The 22,575-nt window shown below is 68.4% G+C and carries 14 protein-coding genes and 3 tRNA genes; 11 read left to right on the plus strand and 6 right to left on the minus strand.

Translation table 11 applies throughout. The annotated features are described in order from the left end of the window. The first annotated feature begins 455 nt into the window (after window positions 1–455). Window positions 456–4,907: an ExeM/NucH family extracellular endonuclease gene (locus QZX79_RS17190; protein WP_294570243.1), complete on the plus strand. Its 4,452-nt coding sequence runs from the start codon at window positions 456–458 to the stop codon at window positions 4,905–4,907. 345 nt (window positions 4,908–5,252) lie between these two features. Here QZX79_RS17190 and QZX79_RS17195 read toward each other — a convergent pair whose 3' ends face one another. Beyond that, the gene (locus tag QZX79_RS17195) at window positions 5,253–7,217 is read right to left on the minus strand and encodes an FAD/NAD(P)-binding domain-containing protein (RefSeq protein ID WP_294570246.1); all 1,965 of its coding nucleotides are present in this window, start codon (window positions 7,215–7,217) and stop codon (window positions 5,253–5,255) included. An 84-nt stretch (window positions 7,218–7,301) separates the two neighbouring features. Here QZX79_RS17195 and QZX79_RS17200 point away from each other — a divergent pair, with 84 nt between their 5' ends. Both QZX79_RS17200 and QZX79_RS17205 read left to right on the plus strand, forming a co-directional pair. Then, window positions 7,302–9,383, plus strand: a complete 2,082-nt coding sequence (locus QZX79_RS17200; protein ID WP_294570248.1) for a prolyl oligopeptidase family protein — start codon at window positions 7,302–7,304, stop codon at window positions 9,381–9,383. Between the two features lie 97 nt (window positions 9,384–9,480). Continuing rightward, window positions 9,481–9,568: transfer RNA gene (locus QZX79_RS17205), tRNA-Ser, on the plus strand. 55 nt (window positions 9,569–9,623) lie between these two features. Here QZX79_RS17205 and QZX79_RS17210 read toward each other — a convergent pair. Continuing rightward, complete coding sequence (locus QZX79_RS17210; RefSeq protein WP_294570251.1) at window positions 9,624–11,738, minus strand: ATP-dependent DNA helicase RecQ; 2,115 nt, start codon at window positions 11,736–11,738, stop codon at window positions 9,624–9,626. A 98-nt stretch (window positions 11,739–11,836) separates the two neighbouring features. Between QZX79_RS17210 and QZX79_RS17215 the strand changes: the two genes are divergently transcribed. The 3 genes from QZX79_RS17215 (at window position 11,837) to QZX79_RS17225 (ending at window position 14,911) form a co-directional block, all read left to right on the plus strand. Continuing rightward, the gene (locus QZX79_RS17215; protein WP_294570253.1) at window positions 11,837–13,243 is read left to right on the plus strand and encodes a phosphomannomutase/phosphoglucomutase; all 1,407 of its coding nucleotides are present in this window, start codon (window positions 11,837–11,839) and stop codon (window positions 13,241–13,243) included. Window positions 13,244–13,308: 65 nt separating this feature from the next. Further along, window positions 13,309–14,322, plus strand: a complete 1,014-nt coding sequence (locus QZX79_RS17220; RefSeq protein ID WP_294570257.1) for a pirin family protein — start codon at window positions 13,309–13,311, stop codon at window positions 14,320–14,322. Window positions 14,323–14,530: 208 nt separating this feature from the next. Further along, complete coding sequence (locus tag QZX79_RS17225; RefSeq protein WP_198812006.1) at window positions 14,531–14,911, plus strand: co-chaperone YbbN; 381 nt, start codon at window positions 14,531–14,533, stop codon at window positions 14,909–14,911. Between the two features lie 95 nt (window positions 14,912–15,006). On the opposite strand, the gene QZX79_RS17230 is transcribed toward QZX79_RS17225, so the two are convergent. Next, window positions 15,007–16,893, minus strand: coding sequence for a phosphoenolpyruvate carboxykinase (GTP) (locus tag QZX79_RS17230; protein ID WP_294570265.1), 1,887 nt, complete (start codon window positions 16,891–16,893; stop codon window positions 15,007–15,009). Window positions 16,894–17,185: 292 nt separating this feature from the next. Here QZX79_RS17230 and QZX79_RS17235 point away from each other — a divergent pair. Both QZX79_RS17235 and QZX79_RS17240 read left to right on the plus strand, forming a co-directional pair. Then, window positions 17,186–17,258: transfer RNA gene (locus QZX79_RS17235), tRNA-Arg, on the plus strand. Window positions 17,259–17,406: 148 nt separating this feature from the next. Beyond that, window positions 17,407–18,825: an NAD(P)/FAD-dependent oxidoreductase gene (locus QZX79_RS17240; RefSeq protein ID WP_294570268.1), complete on the plus strand. Its 1,419-nt coding sequence runs from the start codon at window positions 17,407–17,409 to the stop codon at window positions 18,823–18,825. A 3-nt stretch (window positions 18,826–18,828) separates the two neighbouring features. Here the strand turns inward: QZX79_RS17240 and QZX79_RS17245 are convergent, their stop codons facing one another. The 3 genes from QZX79_RS17245 to upp all read right to left on the minus strand — a co-directional run bounded on the left by QZX79_RS17245 (window position 18,829) and on the right by upp (window position 21,201). Then, on the minus strand, window positions 18,829–19,368 hold the full coding sequence (locus QZX79_RS17245; protein WP_294570271.1) for a histidine phosphatase family protein: 540 nt from the start codon (window positions 19,366–19,368) through the stop codon (window positions 18,829–18,831). 57 nt (window positions 19,369–19,425) lie between these two features. After that, complete coding sequence (locus QZX79_RS17250) at window positions 19,426–20,247, minus strand: winged helix-turn-helix domain-containing protein (protein ID WP_294570274.1); 822 nt, start codon at window positions 20,245–20,247, stop codon at window positions 19,426–19,428. Between the two features lie 318 nt (window positions 20,248–20,565). Beyond that, window positions 20,566–21,201, minus strand: coding sequence for a uracil phosphoribosyltransferase (upp, locus tag QZX79_RS17255; protein ID WP_294570277.1), 636 nt, complete (start codon window positions 21,199–21,201; stop codon window positions 20,566–20,568). A gap of 23 nt (window positions 21,202–21,224) precedes the next feature. Between upp and tadA the strand changes: the two genes are divergently transcribed. The 3 genes from tadA (at window position 21,225) to QZX79_RS17270 (ending at window position 22,443) form a co-directional block, all read left to right on the plus strand. Beyond that, complete coding sequence (gene tadA / locus QZX79_RS17260; protein ID WP_294570279.1) at window positions 21,225–21,734, plus strand: tRNA adenosine(34) deaminase TadA; 510 nt, start codon at window positions 21,225–21,227, stop codon at window positions 21,732–21,734. Between the two features lie 60 nt (window positions 21,735–21,794). Continuing rightward, window positions 21,795–22,280: a pyridoxamine 5'-phosphate oxidase family protein gene (locus tag QZX79_RS17265; protein WP_294570282.1), complete on the plus strand. Its 486-nt coding sequence runs from the start codon at window positions 21,795–21,797 to the stop codon at window positions 22,278–22,280. A gap of 73 nt (window positions 22,281–22,353) precedes the next feature. Beyond that, window positions 22,354–22,443: transfer RNA gene (locus QZX79_RS17270), tRNA-Ser, on the plus strand. Window positions 22,444–22,575: the final 132 nt, after the last annotated feature.

Below are 22,575 nucleotides of genomic sequence, written 5' to 3' on the forward strand. Positions count from 1 at the left end.
GCTGCCCCCGTCCCGCCGTCCCACCGCGACCCGCTGCCGCCGTCCCGCCGTCCCACCGAAACTGCAGATGACCACGCTTTGCCCGCCCCATAGCGTGATGACCTGCAAACTCGACGCGCGGTGGTCGGCGTCGCATCCGTACCCGCTCCCGCCTCCCCGCCGAAACTGCAGATAACCACGTTCTGTTCGCCCCATAGCGTGGTGAGCTGCCAACTCGACGCGCCGGGAGCATGCGCACTGTCAAGACGCTCCGCGAAAAGTCCAGTAATTGCCTCCCCGCCCCTTCCCCGGAGGTCACTTCCTGTTCATCCTTAGCTGGTTCGATTATCACTAGTCACGTATGTCACAGGTGACTCATACTGTCTAAGCCATCACCAACCGCCGTCCGGACCATCAGTGCGGGCCCGCGGACTCACCGGCTGAACACCAGCCAGTCTCAAGGAGAGTTCTACCGAATGATCAATTCGCCATGGAAAGGCGCGCTGTGCTCGGTGCTGACGGTGGGACTGCTCGCCGCGCCCGCAGCAGCACTCCCGGCAAGCGCCGAGGAAACGACGCCGGCCAGCACGGGCGGCGTCGTCATCAACGAAGCGTATGTGACAGGCGGCAGCACCGGCGCGCCGTTCGTCAACAAGTTCGTTGAGCTGTACAACCCGACCGATACCCCCGTCACCGTCGACGGGTGGTCCCTGCAGTACCGGTCCGCGACCGGCACCGCCGCACCCACCGGCATCACTCCGCTGACCGGCACCATCCCCGCCAAGGGCTACTTCTTGGTGCAGGGCTCAAGCAATGGAACGGCCGGCCAGGCCCTGCCCGCTCCGGACATCAAGGGCTCGATCAACGCCAGCGGAAGCTCCGGAACGATCCTCCTGGCCCGTCAGGCCACCGCCGTGAACCCGCTGCCCACCGACTCCGTCGTCGGCCACGCCGCCGTGGTGGACCTGCTGGGCTACGGCACCTCCAACACCTTCGAGGGCGCTCGGGCGACCGGCCCGAGCGGCGGACAGAGCTCGATGAACCGCACCAACGGCGCCGACACCAACAGCAACGCCGCCGACTTCAAGCTCTCGACAACGGTCACGCCCACCAACTCGACCGGGACGGCGACGCCGCCTCCCGTGGAGCCTCCAGTCGAACCTCCGGTCCCGGGGCAGGTCGTCCCCATCCGCGAGATCCAGGGCACCGGCACCGAGACCCCCCTCAAGGGCACCACGGTGACGACCCGCGGCAAGGTTACCGCCGCCTACCCCACCGGCGGTCTCGCGGGCTTCTACCTGCAGACCGCGGGAACCGCAGCGGTCGAGGGGCAGAACGCCTCGGACGCCATCTTCGTCTACTCCCCGGCCACAGTGGGCTCCGTTGCCGCCGGTGACTTTGTCGAGGTCACCGGAACCGCCGGTGAGTTCTTCGGCCTGACCCAGCTCACCGTCGCGGCCGGTGGCACCACAAAGCTCACCGACCCGGCCGAGGAGGTCAAGGCCGCGGCACTGCCGCTGCCCGCCACCGACGCCGCACGCGAGGCCTACGAGGGCATGCTCCTCCAGCCCGCAGGCGACTTCACGGTCACCGACAACTACGCGCTTAGCCAGTACGGGGAGATCACCCTCGCCGCCGGCACCACACCGCTGCTGCAGCCCACCGAGGCCGCGGCGCCGGGAACCCCGGAGAACGCCGCCGTCGCCGCAGACAACGCCGCCCGCCGGATCGCGCTCGACGACGGCGCGACGACGAACTTCTTCAACGACGCCAACCGGGGCAAGCCGCTTCCGTACCTCACCGTGGACCAGCCGGTGCGGGTGACGTCGAACGCCAAGTTCACCTCGCCCGTCGTGCTCGACTACCGCAACACCGCCTGGAAGTTCCAGCCGCTCACCGAACTGACGCCCGCCAACGCCGGCACCGTCCAGCCTGTGGCCTTCAGTGGCGAGCGCCCGGCGAGCCCGAAGGACGTCGGGGGCTCGCTGAAGCTTGCGTCGTTCAACGTGCTCAACTACTTCTCCACCACGGGGGACCAGGTCACCGGCTGCACCTTCAATAACGACCGCTCGGGCAACCCCATTACGGTGCGCGGCGGCTGTGACGTGCGCGGCGCTGCGAACGCCGAGAACTTCGAGCGCCAGGAGGCCAAGATCGTTCAGGCGATCACCGGGCTCGGCGCCGACGTCGTGAGCCTCGCCGAGGTCGAGAACTCCGCTAAGTTCGGCAAGGAGCGCGACAGCGCCCTGGCGACGCTGACCGCGGCCCTGAACGAGCAGACTCCGGGGGTCTGGGACTACGTCCGCTCCCCCGCAGTCCTGCCGGCGCTGGAGAACGAAGACGTCATCCGCACCGCCTTCATCTACAAGAAGGCCGCGGCCAAGCCGATTGGCGACTCGGTCATCCTCGACGACAACACCGTCTTCGCGAACGCCCGCAAGCCCCTCGCGCAGGCCTTCGAGACCGTCGACGGCGGCGAGGAGAGCCGCTTCCTGGCGATCACCAACCACTTCAAGTCCAAGGGCTCGGGCCCGCGGACCGGGGAGAACGCCGACTCCGGTGACGGCCAGGGCGCCTGGAATGCCGCCCGCGTCCTCCAGGCCCGCGCCCTCGTCGAATTCGCCGACCGGCTCAAGGCCGACGCCGGAACCGACAAGGTTTTCCTGACCGGTGACTTCAACTCCTACTCCGCCGAGGACCCGATGCGGGTGCTCTACGACGCGGGATACGTCAACCAGGGCATCAAGACCGGCGGCCACTCGTATGTGTTCGGCGGACTGGTCGGCTCGCTCGACCACATTCTCGCCTCCCCGGCGGCCGACGCCACCGTGGCCGGAGTGGACACCTGGAACATCAACGCCGTCGAATCCGTCGCGCTTGAGTACAGCCGCTACAACAACAACGTCACCAACTACTACGCGCCCGACCCCTACCGCTCAAGCGACCACGACCCGGTGATCGTCGGAATGGACCTGGGCGATGGCACGAGCGAACTGAACCTGCTCAACATCAACGATTTCCACGGGCGCATCGACGCCAACACCGTGCGCTTCGCCGGCACCGTCGAGAAACTGAAGGCGGCCTTCCCCGAAGGCAGCTCGGCGTTCCTCTCGGCCGGAGACAATATCGGAGCGTCGCTGTTCGCCTCGTCGCTGCAGCAGGACAAGCCGACCCTGGACGTCCTGAACGCACTCGACCTGCGCACCTCCGCCGTCGGCAACCACGAGTTCGACGGCGGCCTGCAGGACCTCCTCGGCCGGGTCGACGACGCCGCGGACTTCCCGTACCTCGGCGCGAACGTCTACGCCAAGGGCACGCAGGACCCGGTGCTCGACGAGTACACCCTGCTTGAGCTCGATGGGGTCGACATTGCCGTCATCGGTGCGGTTACCGAGTCCACGGCCACCCTGGTGAGCCCGGGCGGCATCGCCGACATCGAATTCGGTGACCCGGTTGAAGCCGTCAACCGCGTCGCGAAGGAGATCGAGGCGCAGGATCTCGCCGACGTCATCATCGCCGAGTACCACGACGGCGCCGGCGACGGCGTCGTCGAGGGCGGGACCATCGAGGAGGAGGTCGCGGCCGGCGGAGCATTCGCCGACATCGTCACCCTCACGGACCCGCTCGTGGACGCCATCTACACCGGGCACACGCATAAGCAGTACGCGTGGGATGCTCCGATTCCGGGCGTCGAAGGCAAGACCCGCCCCATCCTGCAGACCGGGTCCTACGGCGAGTTCATCGGACAGATCACCCTGACCGTCGACAGTGCGACCGGCGACGTCGAGTCATACACGGCCCGCAACGTCGCCCGCACCACGGAGGCGAACGACACCCTCGTCGCCACCTACCCGCGGGTCGCGGAGGTCAAGCGCATCGTCGATGCGGCCCTGGCCCAGGCGGCCGTCATCGGCAGCCAGCCGGTGGCCTCGGTGACCGCTGACATCACCACCGCCTTCATCGGGACAACCCGTGACGACCGGTCCTCGGAATCGACGCTGGGCAACCTCGTCGCCGACTCCCTCAAGGCAAGCCTTGCCGCTCCCGAGCGGGGCGGCGCGGAGATCGGAATCTCGAACCCCGGTGGACTGCGCAACGAGCTGTACTACGGGGCCGACGGCGTCATCACCTACGCCGAGGCCAACGCGGTGCTGCCGTTCGTCAACAACCTCTGGACCACCACGCTGACGGGAGCGCAGCTCACCGCGCTGCTCGAGCAGCAGTGGCAGCCCGAGGGCAGCTCGCGGTCGTTCCTGGCCTTGGGCCTTTCGGACAACGTGAGCTACACCTACGACCCAGCCCGTGAGCGCGGCTCACGGATCACCTCGGTGACGGTGAACGGGGAACCCCTCGACCCGGCCCGCGGGTACCGGATCGGCACGTTCAGCTTCCTGGCGCAGGGCGGCGACAACTTCACCGCCTTCAAGGAGGGCACCGACGTGCGCGACTCCGGACTGGTTGACCGCGACGCGTGGATTTCCTACCTGAAGTCCAACAGCCCGCTGTCGCCGTCCTTCGACCGCCGCGGCGTGCTCGTGCAGAACGCGCCGACGACGGTCCAGGCCGGTGGCCAGGCATCCTTCACAGTGTCGAAGCTGGACCTGACCTCCCTCGGAAGCCCGGTGAACACCTCGCTCAACGCGGCATATGTCGGAGCGGACGGCGTCAGCATCGACCTCGGGAACACCCCGGTCACGGCCGGATCGGCCGCCGTCACGGTCACCATCCCGACGACGGCGAACGGCCCAGGGCGGATCGTCCTCACCGCCGCCGAGTCGAAGACGACGGTGACGCTGTTCGTCACGGCCGAACCCGTCGTCGTCGAGAAGCCGGTGTGTGGCAAGGGCAATGGGCCCAAGGCCGACAAGCCGGTGAAGGGCGAGGACGAGCCGGGCAGCAAGAAGTGCACCCCTCCGGGTCGCAGCTGACGGTTCCAGTCCTGACGTAAACCTCCGGGCCTGTGCGGTGATCCGCGCAGGCCCGGAGCTGTTTAAGAGGCGGGCTCCGCCGTCGGGCCTTCCGCACCACCGCCGAAACTGCAGCTCACCACCCTTTGGACAGCGCGAAGGGTGGTTAGCTGCACACTCGACGGGAGGAGCAACACCGCCGTCTCGCCTGGATCCGGCGAAACTGCAGCTCACCACCCTTTAGGCGGCGGGAAGCGTGGTGATCTGCACACTCGACGGGAAGGAGAGCGGCGCAAAGCGTGGTTAGCTGCACACTCGCTGGAACGAGGACGGCGCGAAGAGTGCTGATCTGCACACTCGACGAAGCTAGGCGCGGGAATCCGCCGTCTGCAGGTCCGGGGAGTCCCGAATGGAGGCGATCAGCGCCTCCGCAATCGCGTCGGCGTCCTGCAGGGTGCGTGCCCCCGCATTGAGGGAGGCCCCGGACTCGGCGGCGATCGCCGTGCCCCACTGCACCGAGGCGAGCTGCAGCCCGCATACGTACAGCCCGGGCTGCGTTTCGCCGGTGCCGCTGAGCGGCCGGTAGGGCGGCAGTGTCACGTCCAGTCCGGCCGAGACGACGGGTACGCCGTCCTCCGCCATCCGCAGGCGGGGACGCACCACACCCTCTTCAAGCATCTGCCGCATCAGCACCGACAGGCTCGTCGACACCTGGTTCGCCGGCATCATCGCCTCGACCAGGTACCCCGCGGTGAATCCCGGGTCGCCGACCCACGGCGAGGAGGCCCGAAAGACGCCGTCGTCGGGGTCGAGGGCGAACAGCGGGTTGGGCCCGACGAACCGCACCAGGTCCGCCCGGACCAGGGCCGCGAGCTGCGCGATGCGAAGCGGCGGCGGCCCGCTGGCAAGGCCCTCCACCAGCGGCTCGAACCAGCCGCGAAGCTCGGCGTACCAGCCCGAATCGGTGAGCCCGCCGTCGGCGACGACCTGTTTAATCACGGTCCGGCCGGCGTTCATCGCCCCGATCGCCATCTTCAGCGGGTCGTCCTCACCGCGGGCGGAACTTGCGGCGTCCTCATCGAGGTACTCCAGCACCGCCTCGGTCAGGGCGGCACTGTCGGCGAAGCGCCGGCCGGCGAACGGCTGCGCCAGAGCCTCCACGTTCAGCTGCAGCTTTGCCGGCACGTTCCGGTCAAGGAACTCCTGAAGGGCGGGCAGCCACCCCGGACCGGCGATGTCCAGGGCGGTCCGCAGCTCGTCCAGCGCGGCGTCGGCCGGGCGGAGGAAGGCGTCGGGCCGGACGCGGGCGAGGGTGCGGTAGTACGCCGCGAGGACGTCGCGGTGCAGCAGCGGCCAGACGTCGTGGTCGAATCCGGGCTGGATGCCGGCCTCCGCGAACGCGCCGAGGGTGTCGACGGTGCAGTAGGAGAGGCTGACGCTCCGGGGAATGTAGCTCGTAATGGCGGCCTTCGCCCGGTAGGGGACGCCGCGGCGCGAGGCCGCAATCAGCACCGGTTCACGCCCCGACGGCGTGTAGGCGAGCCGGCCGGTCCCGTCGTCGGCGAACCGGCCGCCGCGGCCTTCGGTCAGCTGGATCATGACATCGAAGAAGTTGAGCCCAAGCCCCCGCACGAGCACGCTTTTGCCCGCGGGCAGCCGCTTCCAGTCGAGATCCCCCGGCACGGCGGGCGGCCAGTATTGAAGCCCGAACCGCGCCGCGCCGTCCTGCAGCACGCCCTGCTCGGGGTTGAGGCGTGCGGGTAGGTGCCCGAGGGCGAGGACGACCCCGTCGACGCCGAGGACCTCTCCCCCGTCGAGCTCCAGCTCCCACCGGGCACCGGCACGGCGGAGCGAAAGCGCCTCCCGCCGGTGGTGGATCACCGTGACGCCCTCGCCGGGATCGGCGGTCAGCGCCGCGTAGACCCAGGCGAGGTAGCGCCCGTACAGTGCGCGGCTGGGGAACCCGGCGTTGCCGACCCGCGCGGCTTCCGCCCTCTCCTCAGGGGTCAGACCCTCAACGCCGCCGGCCGCTGCCAGCGTGCGCCAGGACTCGAAGTCGAACGGCACCGGCGACGCCGGAACCTCCGCCGCCGCCCCGCCGACCGGCACCACCGTGGGAAAGAGGGAGGGGGTGTTCATCAGGAACAGCCGCGACTGATCGGTGCGCCAGACGTGCCCCGGCCCCGGGTCGAACGGGTCAACAACGTGGATGGTGAGGGGCTCCTGGGGGCCCACGAAGGCCTTCCGATGCGCTATCAGGCGCTCCAGGACGGAGGTGCCGCGGGGGCCGCCACCGATAACGGCAACTTCCGCGCCCTCCATGCTGATCATGGTCCAAGCCTATCGAACCGGCCGGGGTGGTCCCGGCGGGCCGCCCCGCCACCCACCGGGGAGAGCACTGCTTAGGATGGCATCATGAACAGCACACCCGAGCAGACCACCGCCGACGACGAGTTCCTGTGGCTCGAGGACATCTACGGCGAGCGCCCGCTCGAGTGGGTGCGCTCGCAGAACGCGGTCACCGAGGAAATGCTGATCGATCCGGGCTTCCTCACGCTTGAGGGCGGGGTGCTCGAAGTCCTCGACTCCACCGACCGGATCCCGATGGTGGCCAAGCGCGGCAGCCATTACTACAACTTCTGGCGCGACGCCGCCCACCCCAAGGGCCTGTGGCGGCGCACCAGCTGGGAGAGCTACACCACCGAGGACCCCAAGTGGGAGATCCTGCTCGACGTCGATGCCCTGAGCGCGTCCGAGGGGACCGAGTGGGTGTGGGGCGGGGCCCTCTTCCTGCGGCCCCCCGAGGGACAGGAGTACACCCGCGCGCTGGTCGTGCTCTCCCCCGACGGCGGCGACGCCGCCCGCTATCGCGAGTACGACGTCACCACCCGGTCCTTCATCGAGGGCGGCTTCGACATTCCGACAGCGAAGAGCCGGATCAGCTGGGCCGGCCCGGATGCCCTGTACGTGGGCACGGACTTCGGTCCGGGCTCCATGACGTCGAGCTCCTACCCGCGCACCGTGCGCACCCTCATCCGGGGCTCCGACCTCTCCGACGCCGAGCTCTACTTCGAGATTCCCGCCCAGCACATGATGGCGGTCGTGGTCCACGATTCGACGCCCGGGTTCGAGCGGGACATCGCCATGGACACCATCGACTTCTACTCCCACCGCACCTCCATCCGGCGCGGCGGGGAGTGGGTCCAGCTCGACCTGCCCGACGACGTCAACGTCTCGCTTCACCGCGAATGGATGGTGCTGCGGCCGCGGACCGACTGGACCGTCTCCGGCACCACCTTCCCGGCCGGGTCGCTGCTCGTCATCGGCCTCGAGGACTTCCTCGCCGGTGACCGGGCACTGCGGGTGCTCTTCACGCCCGACGCCTCCACGTCGCTGCAGTCCTGGAGCTGGACCCGGAACTACCTCCTGCTGAACCTGCTCCGCGACGTCTCCTCGGAGATCCTCATCCTGAACCCGGCCGACGAGTGGTCCGCGGAGTCCCTCGACGCCCCTGCCCTCCACACGGTCGACGCCTATGCCGTGGACGACGAGGACGAGGAGGCCGGCGACGACTACTGGCTCGTCTCGACCGGCTTCCTCACCCCCTCGACCCTGAGCCGCGGCACCATCGGCTCGGGCCACCGGCCGGTCAAGGCCACCCCGTCCTTCTTCAATGAGGACGCCTACGCCGTGGAGCAGCACTTCGCGCTCTCCGCGGACGGCACGAAGGTCCCCTATTTCCAGGTCGCGGCGAAGGACCTGGTGCTCGACGGCGCAAATCCGACGCTCCTGTCCGGTTACGGCGGCTTCGAGCACGCCCTGACCCCTGCCTACAGCGGGGTTATCGGCAGGGGCTGGCTTGAGCGCCGCACCCCGGAGGGCCGTGCCGGGGTGTACGTGCTGGCGAATATCCGCGGCGGCGGCGAGTACGGCCCGGGCTGGCACGCCGCGGCGCTGCGGGAGAACCGGCACCGCGCCTACGAGGACTTCGCCGCCATCGCCCGCGACCTGGTGGAGCGGGGCGTCACCGTTCCGGCGCTGCTGGGCTGCACCGGCCGCAGCAACGGCGGCCTGCTGGTGGGCAACATGCTCACCAGCTACCCGGAGCTGTTCGGCGCGATCTCCTGCGGCGTGCCGCTGCTGGACATGCGCCGCTACACCAAGCTCTCCGCCGGGTACTCCTGGATCGCCGAGTACGGCGACCCTGATCAGCCCGAGCAGTGGGAGTTCATCCGCACCTTCTCCCCGTACCACCTGCTGCGCGGCGGGGTGGACTACCCGAAGACCCTGATCTGGACCGCGACGAGCGATGACCGGGTGGGGCCGGTGCAGGCACGGAAGATGGCCGCGCGCATGAAGGCCCTGGGTGGAAAGGACGTCTGGTTCCACGAGGCGCTCGAGGGCGGCCACGCCGGGGCCTCAGACAACCGCCAGGCCGCCCGCATGCACGTCATGTCCTACGAGTTCCTGTGGAAGGCGCTGACCGAATCCCTGTAGCAGGAAGCCCGGTCAGTTGCGCCGTCCGGGCACCGCGGGACTGTTTTGCTTGTGGATGCCCCTTCTGGGTAACCTTGGGTGGCTAGCAATAGCCGCTGGAGACGTGCCAGAGCGGCCGAATGGGCTTCACTGCTAATGAAGTGTGGGCCTAAAGCCTACCGGGGGTTCAAATCCCCCCGTCTCCGCACTACGAGCAAAAGACCCCCTGGAAACAGGGGGTCTTTTGCGTTCCCGGGCGGTTCAGGCGCGCAGCGCCAGCGCGAAGGGCAGCACCGCCTCGGCACCGGCCTGCCGCAGGGCCCGCCCGGCCACGGTGAGGGTCCACCGGCTGTCAGCCAGGTCGTCGACCAGCAGCACGGGCCCGGGGTTCGCGGCGAACCAGGCCGGTCCCTCCGCCGGCACCTGGAAGCGGTCCCACACCGAAGCGAGCCGGAAGGCGCTGTTCCCGCCGGGCCCACCCTCGGGCCAGCCGTTGGGGGTGCCCAGCGTGCCCAGGTAGGGAATCCTGCCGACCCCGGCGAGGGCCTGGGCCAGGGACCCGATCAGCTCGCGGCGCCGCCGGGAAGGCATGGCGACGACGGCGACCGGCCGGGCGTCCCAGTTCCACTGGGCGAGGACCTTGATGCACGCTTCGATGACACCCGGCTCCAGCGGGGCATCCGGGGTGGTGTCCGCAAGCAGCGTGCGCAGCTGGGTTCCCCAGCCGAGGTCGGTCATGCGCGCCAGGGACCTGCCGGGGGCACTGATCTCGTCGGGCTTGAGCTTGCCCTTCACCGGCACGCCGAGCTTGTCCATGCCCGAGGGCCACTGCCCGCGCGGCTCGAGCTCGACCCCGACCCTGCTCAGGGCCTGCTGGGCGTTATCTGAGGCGTCATGGTTCACTTCGTCGGAGTACCACCGGCCCGCGCAGTTGTCGCAGCGCCCGCAGGGGGCGGCCGTCGGATCGTCGAGGGCGTGGGCGAGGAACTCCATCCGGCAGCCCGTCGTGTTCTCGTAGTCGAGCATTGAGCGCTGCTCCGCGATGCGCGCCTGCTGGATGCGGGTGTAGCGGTCGGCGTCGTAGCCCCAGGGCTGTCCGGTGCTCTCCCACCCGCCGGTGACCTTGCGGACCGCACCGTCGACGTCGAGCACCTTCAGCAGCAGCTCCAGCGGTGACCGTTTGAGGTTGACCCGCGCCTCAAGCGCCGGCGTGGACAGCACAACGCCCGGCTCCAAGGCGGCAAGGACCCGCTGGGCGGCATGCTCGGAGGGCATCGAGGCGGTGGCGAAGTACTCCCAGATGTCGCGGTCCTCGGGCCCGGGCAGCAGCAGGACATCCGCGTTCGGGGTGCCGCGCCCGGCACGGCCCACCTGCTGGTAGTAGGCCACCGGCGAGGAGGGCGCACCGAGGTGGACGACGAACCCAAGGTCGGGCTTGTCGAAGCCCATCCCCAGGGCGCTGGTGGCGATCAGCGCCTTGACCTCGTTGTTCTTCAGGGCCGCTTCGGCCGCCTCCCGGTCCGCCGGATCGGTGCGGCCGGTGTAGGCCCGCACGGGGTGGCCGTTCTCCCGCAGCAGGCGGGCGGTGTCCTCGGCCGCCGAGACGGTGAGGGTGTAGATGATGCCGCTGCCGGGCAGGTCGTCGAGGTGGGTGAGCAGCCAGGCCAGGCGGGAGCGCGGGCTCGGCAGGCGCAGCACCCCCAGGCGCAGGGAATCCCGTGAGAGCCTGCCGCGCAGCGTGAAGACCTCGGTGCCGCCGGTGCCCAGCTGCTCCTCGACGTCGTGCACCACGCGGGTGTTCGCGGTGGCCGTGGTGGCGAGTACCGGCACCCCCTGCGGAAGGGTTCCGATGAGGTCGCGCAGGCGGCGGTAGTCGGGGCGGAAGTCGTGGCCCCAGTCGGAGATGCAGTGGGCCTCGTCGATCACCAGGAGCCCGGTGCGCCGGATCAGTTCGGGAAGCTGCCGTTCCCGGAAGGCGGGGTTGTTCAGCCGCTCGGGTGAGACCAGCAGGACGTCGACCTGGTTGGCCTCGAGCCGTGCCGTCACCTCCTGCCACTCCGTCTGGTTGGCCGAGTTGATCGCCTCGGCGCGGACACCGGCCCGGGCGGCGGCGGCCACCTGGTCGCGCATCAGGGCGAGCAGCGGGGACACGATGAGTGTGGGCCCGGCGCCGCGCGAGCGCAGCAGCAGGCTCGCGACGAAGTAGACGGCGGACTTGCCCCAGCCGGTGCGTTGGACCACGAGGGCGCGGCGGCCGCCCTCGACCAGCGCCTGGATCGCCTCGAACTGCCCGTCGTGGAAGCGGGCATCCTCACGGCCCACGAGGGTGCGGAGGATTGCTGTCGCCTGGTCATACAGGGTGATCGTGTCGGCCATGGGCCAAGTATTCCAGCCGCCACCCCCGGAAAAAGACCGGCGGCAGGTATCTGCATAACCCTGGTAGCGGGCGGCGGGCCAGCCGATAGACTTCGGGCGTGAACACTTCCTCGGATCTCTCAGCGTCATTCAAGGCCTACGACGTGCGCGGCATCGTCGGGGAGACGATCACCGTCGAGACCGTCACGGCGGTCGGTGCGGCCTTTGTGGATTCCCTGGGTCTCGCGGGAGAGACCGTCCTCGTCGGCGGGGACATGCGGCCCTCCTCCCCCGAGTTCTGCACCGCCTTCGCCAAGGGCGCCACCCGGCGCGGGGCGGACGTCCTGCTGCTCGACCTGATTTCCACGGACGAGCTGTACTTCGCCAGCGGGATGCTCAATGCCGCCGGAGTGACCTTCACCGCAAGCCACAATCCCGCCCAGTACAACGGGATGAAGATGACCCGGCCGGGCGCCGTCCCGGTCTCCTCGGAGACCGGCTTGTACGAGGTGCAGGCCCTCGCCGAGCAGTACCTCGACCGCGGCTTCATCCCCGCCGTCGAGAAGCCGGGCTCGATCGGGGTCCGCGATGTCCTCGAGGAGTACTCACAGTTCCTGCGCGCCCAGGTCGACCTCTCCGCCTCGCGTCCGCTGAAGGTCGTGGTCGACGCCGGCAACGGCATGGCCGGGCTGACCACCCCCGCGGTGCTCGGGGACAAGCTGCTGCCGGCCCTGCCGCTTGAGATCGTCCCGCTCTACTTCGAGCTCGACGGAACCTTCCCGAACCACCCAGCGAACCCGCTGGAACCGGAGAACCTCAGGGACCTGCAGGCCGCCGTGGTCGCCCACGGCGCCGACCTCGGCCTGGCGTTCGACGGCGACGCCGACCGCTGCTTCGTCATCGACGAGAAGGGCGAGCCGGTTTCCCCAAGCGCCATCACCGCGATGGTCGCCCGGCGCGAGATCGCGCGGGCCCGGGCCAACGGCGAAGAGACCCCCGTCATCATCCACAACCTGATCACCTCGCGGGCCGTCCCTGAGCTCGTCCTCCGCGAGGGCGGCCGGCCCGTCCGCACCCGGGTTGGCCATTCCTTTATCAAGGCGCTCATGGCTCAGGAGGGCGCGGTGTTCGGAGGAGAACACTCGGCCCACTACTACTTCCGTGACTTCTGGTTCGCCGACACCGGAATGCTCGCCGCAATGCACGTGCTGGCGGCCCTCGGCGAACAGGATGGCCCGCTTTCCGAGCTGGGCCGCGAATATGAACCGTACTTCTCCACGGGCGAGATCAACTCGAAGGTCGCCGACGTGCCGGCGGCTCTCGCCCGCGTCCGTGCCGAGTTCGAGAACGACGGCGTCAGCGTCGACACGCTCGACGGCGTCACCTTCACCGCCTCCTCCGGGAAGTGGTGGTTCAACCTGCGCCCCTCCAACACCGAGCCCTATCTTCGGCTCAATGCCGAAGCCGTGGATCCGGAAACGCTCCACGATCTCGCCGACCGGGTCCTGGCCCTGGTCCGCCGCTGAACCGGCGGCAACCGGAAGCGGGCGGCCCCCACGCGGCCGCTTCGCACCCCTGATGGAGAACACCAATGAGCAACCTTGAACTCGACCCGACCCCCGTTGTGTGCAGCAGCGGGGACGACGCGCGCGGCAGCGCCGACATTCTGCAGCCACGCGAGGTCCCGCTCGGCGGGCCCCGGGCCATGGGCGTGCGGCGCACCCTGCCCCAGCGGAACCGGTCACTCATCGGCGCCTGGTGCTTCCTTGACCACTACGGCCCCGAACCGGTGCGCGAAGCGGGCGGCATGTCGGTCCCCCCGCACCCCCACACCGGGCTCCAGACCGTGAGCTGGCTCTTCGCCGGCGAGATCGAGCACCGCGACAGCGCCGCCAACCACGCGTTCATCCGGCCGGGCGAGCTGAACCTCATGACCGCGGGGTCGGGGATCTCCCACTCGGAGGTGGCGACCTCCGCGGCCACCACGATGCACGGCGTCCAGCTGTGGCTGGCCCTCCCCGACGCTTTCCGGCACACCGAGCGCGGCTTTGAGCACTACGCCCCGGAACCGGTCTCCGGCGATGGCTACACGCTCTCGGTGTTCCTCGGCAGCTTCGGTGGGTCCACCTCACCGGTCACCACCTACTCGCCCCTGCTGGGCGCCGAGCTCCAGCTCGCGGCGGGACGGAGCGTTTCCTTCGACGTTTCCCCGGAGTTCGAGCACGGCGTCCTCCTCGACAGCGGACGCCTCGAGGTCAATGGCACGCCGGTCGCCGCAGGCGAGCTCGCCTACCTCGCCCCCGGGGAGGCAGCCGTGGAGCTCACCGCCACGGCGCATGGGCCGGTCCGCCTGCTCGTCATCGGCGGGGAACCGTTCGGCGAGGACATCGTGATGTGGTGGAACTTCGTCGGCCGGACCCACGAGGAGATTGTGGAGTTCCGGGCCGCGTGGACCGCCGAAGTCGAGGCCGGCGCGACACCTGCGGTCGGTGAACCGCGCTTCGGTCTTCCCGAGGAACACGGGTTCCGGCCCCTGCCGGCGCCGGTGCTTCCCAACTCGCGCCTGCGCCCGCGCCAGGGGGACGGCGGGCGGCGGAACCGCTGAGTCCGGCCGGCAACCAGACCTCACGCTTCTGATTTGCTTAAACCGTGAGAACAAGTTAGCCTTGAACACAGTTTCAGCTGCCTCCTGTGTGCGGCGGGACGCAGGGATCCACGGTTCCGCGTGGATTCCGAAATCTGCTGGCCCCCAGGCCACCCCTGGGTCGCCACCGCTGAAGCCGCACCTATCCACCCCACCCAAGGAGTTCCCCATGGCAACTATCGACATCACCGAGGCAAGCTTCCCCGAGACCATCGAGAACAACGACATCGTGTTCGTGGACTTCTGGGCCGGCTGGTGCGCCCCGTGCACCCGGTTCGCTCCCGTCTACGACGCCGCCTCCAAGGAGCACGAGGACGTCGTCTTCGCCAAGGTCGACACCGAGGCCGAGCAGTCCCTCGCCGCCGCCGCCGGGATCACCTCGATCCCGACCCTGATGGCGTTCCGCGAGAACGTGCTCGTCTTCTCCCAGCCCGGCGCACTGAACTCCTCGCAGTTCTCCGAGCTTGTCGACGCCGTCAAGGGCCTGGACATGAAGGCCGTCCACGAGCAGGTCGCCCAGCAGCAGGCCGCCGAGCAGAACGCCAACTGACCCGCGGCACCCGCACCGGTTGAACACCACGAAGCCCCCGTCTCCGGAGAGGAGACGGGGGCTTCGTCGTGTTCGGCTGAGCCTCAGCCGAGGGTTCAGCTCAGCTGGAAGCGTTCCTTGAGTTCGGTCAGCTGGCCGCGCAGCTCCTCGGGCAGGGATTCGCCGAAGCGGTCGTACCACTCCTCGATCCCCTTGAGTTCGGCGGCCCATTCGGCGGAGTCGACGTGGACGGCCGCCTCCACCTCCGCCGGAGTCATATCCAGCCCGGTCAGGTCGAGGGCGTCAGGGGTTGGCACGAACCCGATCGGCGTCTCGATCGCGTCGGCGGTTCCCTCGATGCGTTCGATGACCCACTTGAGCACCCGGGAGTTGTCCCCGAATCCGGGCCAGGCGAATCCGCCGTCGGCCGTGCGCCGGAACCAGTTGACGAGGAAGATCTTGGGCAGCCGCGCCTGGTCGCCCTTGGAACTCAGGGTGATCCAGTGCCGGAGGTAGTCTCCGGCGTCGTAGCCGATGAAGGGGAGCATTGCCATCGGATCCCGGCGCACCAGACCCACCTCCCCCGCGGCCGCCGCCGTGGTCTCGGAGGAGAGCGTCGAGCCCATGAAGATCCCGTTCACCCAGTCACGCGACTGGGTGACCAGCGGCACGGTGGTTTTGCGCCGGCCACCGAAGAGGATGGCCGAGAGTTCCACGCCGTCGGGCCGGTAGTATTCCTCGGCCAGCATGTCGATCTGGTCGATGGGGGTGCAGAACCGGGAGTTGGGGTGGGCCGCGGGCTCTCCGGACTCCGGCGTCCACTCATTGCCCCGCCAGTCGGTGAGGTGCGCGGGCGTCTCGTCGGTCATGCCCTCCCACCAGACGCCGCCGTCGTCGGTGAGCGCGACATTGGTGAAGATGGAGTTGCCCTTGGCGATGGCCCGCATGGCGTTCGGGTTGGTCCCCCAGCCCGTGCCCGGCGCGACGCCGAACAGACCGGCCTCGGGATTGACCGCCCGCAGCTCCCCCTCCTTGCCGAAGCGCATCCAGGTGATGTCATCGCCGAGGGTTTCGACCTTCCAGCCCTCGATGGTGGGGTCGAGGAGGGCGAGGTTCGTCTTCCCGCACGCCGAAGGGAAGGCCGCCGACAGGTAGTAGCTCTTGTTCTGTGGAGAGGTGAGCTTGAGGATCAGCATGTGCTCGGCCAGCCAGCCCTCGTCGCGGGCCATCACCGAGGCGATGCGGAGGGAGTAGCACTTCTTGCCCAGCAGGGCGTTGCCGCCGTAGCCGGAGCCGAAGGACCAGATTGAACGCTCCTCCGGGAAGTGGACGATCCACTTGTCGTCGTTGCACGGCCAGGGGACATCGGTTTCACCCTCGGCCAGCGGCGCACCCAGGGAGTGAAGCGCGGGGACGAAGTCTGCATCGAGCTCGGCCATGCGGTTCAGCACGTCCGTGCCGATCCGGGCCATGATGCGCATCGAGGCCACCACGTAGGCGCTGTCGGTGATCTCCACCCCGAACTTGGGATCCTCGGCGTCGAGGTGGCCCATCACGAAGGGAATGACGTACATCGTGCGGCCGCGCATCGAGCCGTTGAAGAGGGTGCGCAGCTTGCCCTTCATCTCCGCCGGATCCATCCAGTTATTGGTGAAGCCGGCCTCACGCTCGTCCTCAGAGCAGATGAAGGTTTGTTCCTCGACCCGGGCCACGTCCTTCGGGTCGGAGAATGCGGCGAACGAATTCGGGAACGTGTCGGGGTTGAGGCGGACCAGCGTTCCGGCGTCGACGAGCTCGTCGGTGAGCCGGGTGTTCTCGGCCTCGGACCCGTCCACCCAATACACCTGGTCGGGCTTGGTGAGCTCAGCGGTTTCGGCGACCCAGGCGAGCAGGCGGGCGTGGGTGGTCGGCGCAGCGGCGCCGTCCGTGGCCGAAGCGGCGTGCCGGCCCGAGCCGGCACCTCCCTGGTGACCCTGATCCTGCTGGCGCACGGGATTGCCCATTAGTCTTCCCTCCGTTGGGTGCGAGATGTGCTTCGATGCTAAAGGCGGCTAACGGGCCGTCCGGGGCCTTTTTCCTTCACCGCCCCGACGCCCGTCGAAGAAAAACCCTGTAATAACGCGGATCACAAAAAGATCCTACGCGCCTTATGTGATTAAGGTCACATAGACCGGTCTAGTCAAAAGGAGCCCTCTGGCGCAATTAGGCGGTACCGCAATTTGCCTGTAAAGTTGTCTACGGCCAAACAGCCACCCGGCAGGACAAGCAGCGTCACCGCTGAACTGCCCGCCGGATGCGTGCGTAGCTCAACGGATAGAGCATCTGACTACGGATCAGAAGGTTGGGGGTTCGAATCCCTTCGCGCGCACTGGAGAAACAAGAGTAAGACGCAAAAAGCCCCGGCTACTGGCCGGGGCTTTTTCGTGCCCGCGGCGTTCCGCCTCCTCCACCGTAATTTTTCCCCCGCTCCGGGCCGCTCCATTGCCTTGCCCACAAGCAGGTGCAAAGCTCTGCACATGAGCGAAGCGCAGGAAACCGATGTCATCGTTATTGGGGCTGGAGCGGCGGGCGAAAACGTCGCCGGACGGGTGGTGGCCGCCGGGCTGAGCTCGGTGATCGTCGAATCCGAGCTGGTGGGCGGCGAATGTTCCTACTGGGCGTGTATGCCCTCCAAGGCCCTGCTGCGCTCGGGGACCGTCCTCAACCGCGCCCGCGAGGTCTCCGGGGCCAAGGAGGCCGTCACCGGGAAGCTCGACGCGCAGCAGGTCCTCGAGCGGCGGACCCGCATGACCAACAACTGGGACGATACCTCGCAGGTGGACTGGGTCAACGGCGCCGGCATCAAGCTGCTGCGAGGCTCCGCCCGGGTCTCGGCCGAGCGTACTGTCGAGGTGCAGATGGATGGCGAGACCACCAGCGTCACCGCCCGCCACGCCGTGGTCTTCGCGACGGGCTCGACGCCGAATGTCCCGCCCGTGGAGGGCCTCGCCGGCCTCGATTACTGGGGAACCCGGGAAGCCACCTCGGCCAAGGAGGTGCCCGAGCGCCTCGTGGTCCTCGGCGGCGGCGTCTCCGGGGTGGAACTCGGCCAGGCCTTCGCCCGGCTCGGCTCCCGGGTCACCGTGGTGGCCCGCCATAAACTCCTCAGCAACTACCCGCAGGAGGGTGTCAAACTCGTCGAGAAGGGCCTGCGGCGGGACAACGTGGAGATTCTGACCAACACCGCCACCGAATCTGTGCGGCTCGACGACGACGGCCGGTTCGTCCTGACCCTCGCCGGCAACCGGCGGGCCATCGGGGACAAGCTGCTCGTCTCCACCGGCAGGACCGCCAATACGCGGGGCCTTGGCCTCGAGGAGCTCGGCCTGGATCCGAAGACGCTGACCTTCGACGACACCGGCCGGGCCGTGGACGGTCCCGCCTGGCTTTACGCGGTCGGGGACGCCGCCGGGAAGGTGCTGCTCACCCACCAGGGCAAATACGAGGCCCGGGTCACCGCCGACGCGATCGTGGCTCGGGCCGCGGGCACGCTGGGCGACACGGCGGAGGAATGGAGCAAATACACCTCGACGGCCAATAAGTACGCCGTCCCCCAGGTGGTCTTCACCGATCCGGAGATCGCCATGGTCGGGCGGACGGCCGAGGCGGCGCAGGCTGACGGGCTCCGGGTGTCCGAGACCTCGCTCCCCATCACCGTCGCCGGAACCTCGATCCACTCCGACAAGTACACCGGCTGGGCGACGATGGTCGTCGATGAGGACCGCAAGGTGATCGTCGGCGTCGCCTTCACCGGCCCCGACGTGGCCGAACTGCTGCACTCGGCGACCATCGCCGTCGTCGGGGAGGTCCCGCTGGACCGGCTGTGGCATGCGGTGCCGCCGTACCCCACGGTCAGCGAGGTGTGGCTTCGGCTGCTTGAGAAGTACGGCCTGTAGGACCTACCGGCTGGTGGAGTGCGCCCGACGCACCACGAAGTCCGTCACGGCGGCGTCCCGCCCATCGAGTTCGGCCCAGTCGCGGTCATGCTCGAGGACCGTCAGGCCCGCTGTGGGGTAGTGCGTGGCCATCTCCATCACGGCGTCCTCATTGGAATCGACCGAGGCAAGGCGCATCGCCAGGTCCTGCACGCCGGGCATGTGGGCCACCACGAGCAGGCTCGTCACGGTTGGAGGCACCGCGTTGATCAGGGCGAGGATTTCAACCGCCCGCGCCGCGTAGAGCCCCTCCTCGAGCTTGGGAGTCGGCCCCTTGTCTCCAAGCTCCTTGCTGACCCAGGTGCACGTCTGCCGGGCCCGCAGGGCCGTGGAACACAGGATCAGGTCGGGGACGGCGTCGTTCTCCACCATCCAGCGTCCGGCCAGCGGCGCATCAAGGTGCCCGCGCGAGCTGAGCGAACGCTCGTGGTCGGCCACTCCGGCCCCCCACTCCGCCTTCGCATGGCGCAGCAGCATGAGGCGTTTCAGGTGATGGGATGCCATATGCCGAATCCTATCGGCCTCCCGTGCCGGGAGGCCGGGTGCGGGCTTCCTCCCCGCCTAGATGGAGTATTCGGGGGCGGCCCAGACGATGACCTCGGGGTGGTCGTAGAACCGGTACCCCTGGCCGCGTACGGTGCGGACGGTGTTCGCGAGGCGTCCGAGCTTGGAGCGCAGCCGCCGGATGTGGACGTCGATCGTGCGCTCGTTGGGTACCTCGTCGGCGTTGCGCCACAGCCCGCTGAGCAGTTCCTCGCGGCATACGGTGCGCGCACCGTTCTCGACGAGGTAGTTGAGGAGTTCGAATTCCTTGAAGGTCAGGTTCAGGGCCTGCCCGTCGAGATGCACCTCGCGGCGCGAGAGGTCGATCAGCACACCGGTGGGCCGGGGGGCCTGGGCGTGTGGGTGCATGCCGTGGTGGTCGGGGCGGGGGCGGCGGACGGTGGGGTCGCCGAGGGCCGCACGGACGACGTCGATATCCGAGCCCGGCGCGTCGGCCGGCGCGAGGGCCACGGCCGCGTGGCTTTCCGCCGTGGGCACCAGAGAGCGCACGTAGGACCGCACGTCCTGGGCGAGCCGGGAGAGGGTGGTGCCGTTGGCGGCGGCCGTCTCCTCGTCGAGTGCGACGTACAGGACGAAGCCCCGCGCACTGGTGTCCCCGCTGACGGCCTGGGGCCCGGGAACGCCGTTGGGCGTGACGACGGGGGTCGGGGCGGTCATCGGGTGGGCCTCGGAGCCGACGGCCTGAAGCGGCCGGTACGACGGCGGGGCGGTGGGTGCGCCGGGGCCGTACGCGTAGCCCGAGCCGTACTGCGGCCTGGTTGCGCCGCGGTTCTGCTGGGTTCGGAGGGAGATGTGGACGTAGCCCGAAGTTACTGACATGAAAACAACCTCAAAGTGGGTCGCCGTCGTGACGGCGCGAATGCCTGGGGGGAAGCCTGGCCCGGACGAAGCTGGGGTGGTGCCCGCCGTGGACCGGTGATGCAGAAACAGGTTGGGGTAGATCTGTTACGCGTGCATTCGACAACAGCGCGATCCCACAACGGACGAGGGTTCCGCAGCGGCAACTGCGGCTGCAGATGCTGTTGAGTTGGTGTTCACAGGAGAGATTATTGCACGTCACATTGTGTTACGCACAAGTAACAAAGGCTCTAATTCCGCGTAACGGCGCGGATCTAGGCCCATGCCGCAACCGGAATGTTAGCCCACGACGCCGTACAGGCGGTCCCCGGCATCGCCCAGACCGGGCACAATATAGGACTTGTTGTTGAGTTTCTCGTCTATCGAGGCAAGTACGATCGTGACATTTTTGCCCTCGAGTTCCTCCTTCAGAGCCGCGAGGCCTTCGGGGGCAGCGAGCAGGCAGATGCACGTGACGTCGGCGGCTCCGCGCTTGAAAAGGAACTTGATCGCCTCGCGCAGCGTGCCGCCGGTGGCCAGCATCGGATCGAGCACGAAGACCTGGCGTCCGGTGAGGTCTTCGGGCAGCCGCTCGGCGTAGGTAATCGCCTCGAGGGTCTCCTCATTGCGTGCCATGCCGAGGAAGCCGACCTCCGCCGTGGGCACGAGCCGGGTCATGCCTTCGAGCATGCCGAGCCCGGCGCGGAGGATGGGGACCACCAGCGGGGTCGGCTTGACCAGCCCGATACCCACCGCCGTCTCGACCGGGGTCTCAACCCGCACGGGCTCGACCCGCACCTCCCGGGTGGCCTCATAGGCGAGGAGGGTGACAAGTTCCTCGGTCAGCAGCCGGAAGACCGGCGACGACGTGTTCCGATCGCGGAGAACCGTCAGTTTGTGGGCGACAAGGGGATGGTCGACTACCAGTACGCGCATAGGTCAAAAGTACCATTGGGAGCATGACCCTCCCTTCGGCCGGTGCCGCCGACCACGAGCAGTGGATGGGCCTCGCCCTGGCCGCGGCCGGGCGGACGCTCCGGGCCGCCGACGCCGGCAGCGCCGACGTGCCAATCGGCGCCGTCGTCATCGACCAGGACGGCAGCGTGATCGGCATTGGCTGGAACCAGCGCGAGGAACTGGGCGACCCCACCGCCCACGCGGAGGTCCAGGCGATCCGGCAGGCCGCCGGGGTGCTGGGAAGCTGGCGGCTTGAGGGCTGCACGCTGGTGGTGACCCTGGAGCCGTGTGCGATGTGTGCCGGGGCGTCGGTGCTCGCCCGGATCCCCCGCGTCGTCTTTGGTGCCTGGGATCCCAAGGCGGGGGCCTCCGGCTCGGTGTTCGACGTGCTGCGCGAGCGGCGGCTGAACCACTGGACCGAGGTCTTCCCGGGCGTGCGCGAAGCCGAATGCGCTGCGTTGCTCAAGGATTTTTTTGCCGCCCACCGCACGGGTTCCGCTGGCGAACGCTGATGCCTAGGCTGGAAGCTCCGCGTAGAAATTTCAGCGCAGCCGAGAAGCGAAGGAGCATCGATGGATACCCAGCAGGAAGGCATGCAGGAACTGCGAAAGATCCTGGACAAGGCCGACATCGCCATCCTCACCACCACCAACGCGCAGGGGCAGCTGGTCAGCCGCCCGCTGGCGGTGCACGGCAAGGACTTCGACGGCGACCTGTGGTTCTTCACGGAGGACCCCTCGCCGAAGGCCGACGAGATTCGGGCCAACCCGCAGGTGAACGTCTCCATCAGCACCGGTAAGGGCTATCTGTCCATCGCCGGCACCGCCTCCCTGACCCGGGACCAGGCGAAGATTGACGAGCTGTGGGGACCCACGGTGTCGGCGTGGTTTGAGAACGGCAGGGACGATCCAGCCGTCGCCCTGATCAAGGTCGACGCCGACACCGCCGAGTACTGGTCGATGGACGCCCCGCGGGTCGTTTCGGCGATCAAGATGGTGAAGGGGCTCGTCACCGGAAGCAAGCCGGACTCGGGGAAGAACGAGGTCATCGACCTCTGACGGCCCCGCCTTCGGGCGGGCACGCCACCCTGTTTTGGGTTCGGGGCGCCAAACCCGGTAAAGTAGCGGCGTTGGTGACGTGTCCGAGCGGCCGAAGGTGCAACACTCGAAATGTTGTTTGGTGTAAAAGCCAACGTGGGTTCAAATCCCACCGTCACCGCCATAGAAAACCCCCGGGAATCCGGGGGTTTTCTGCATTTTGGAGGTCTTTGTGGTGCATCTTTGGTGCAGATTTCGAAGAATCACAGCCACTTCGAGGTGCTACCACACGCGCTGTGGTGCCTGATGGTCCCGA

This window comes from uncultured Arthrobacter sp. (genome assembly GCF_902805515.1).
Taxonomy (GTDB): Bacteria; Actinomycetota; Actinomycetes; order Actinomycetales; family Micrococcaceae; genus Arthrobacter_D.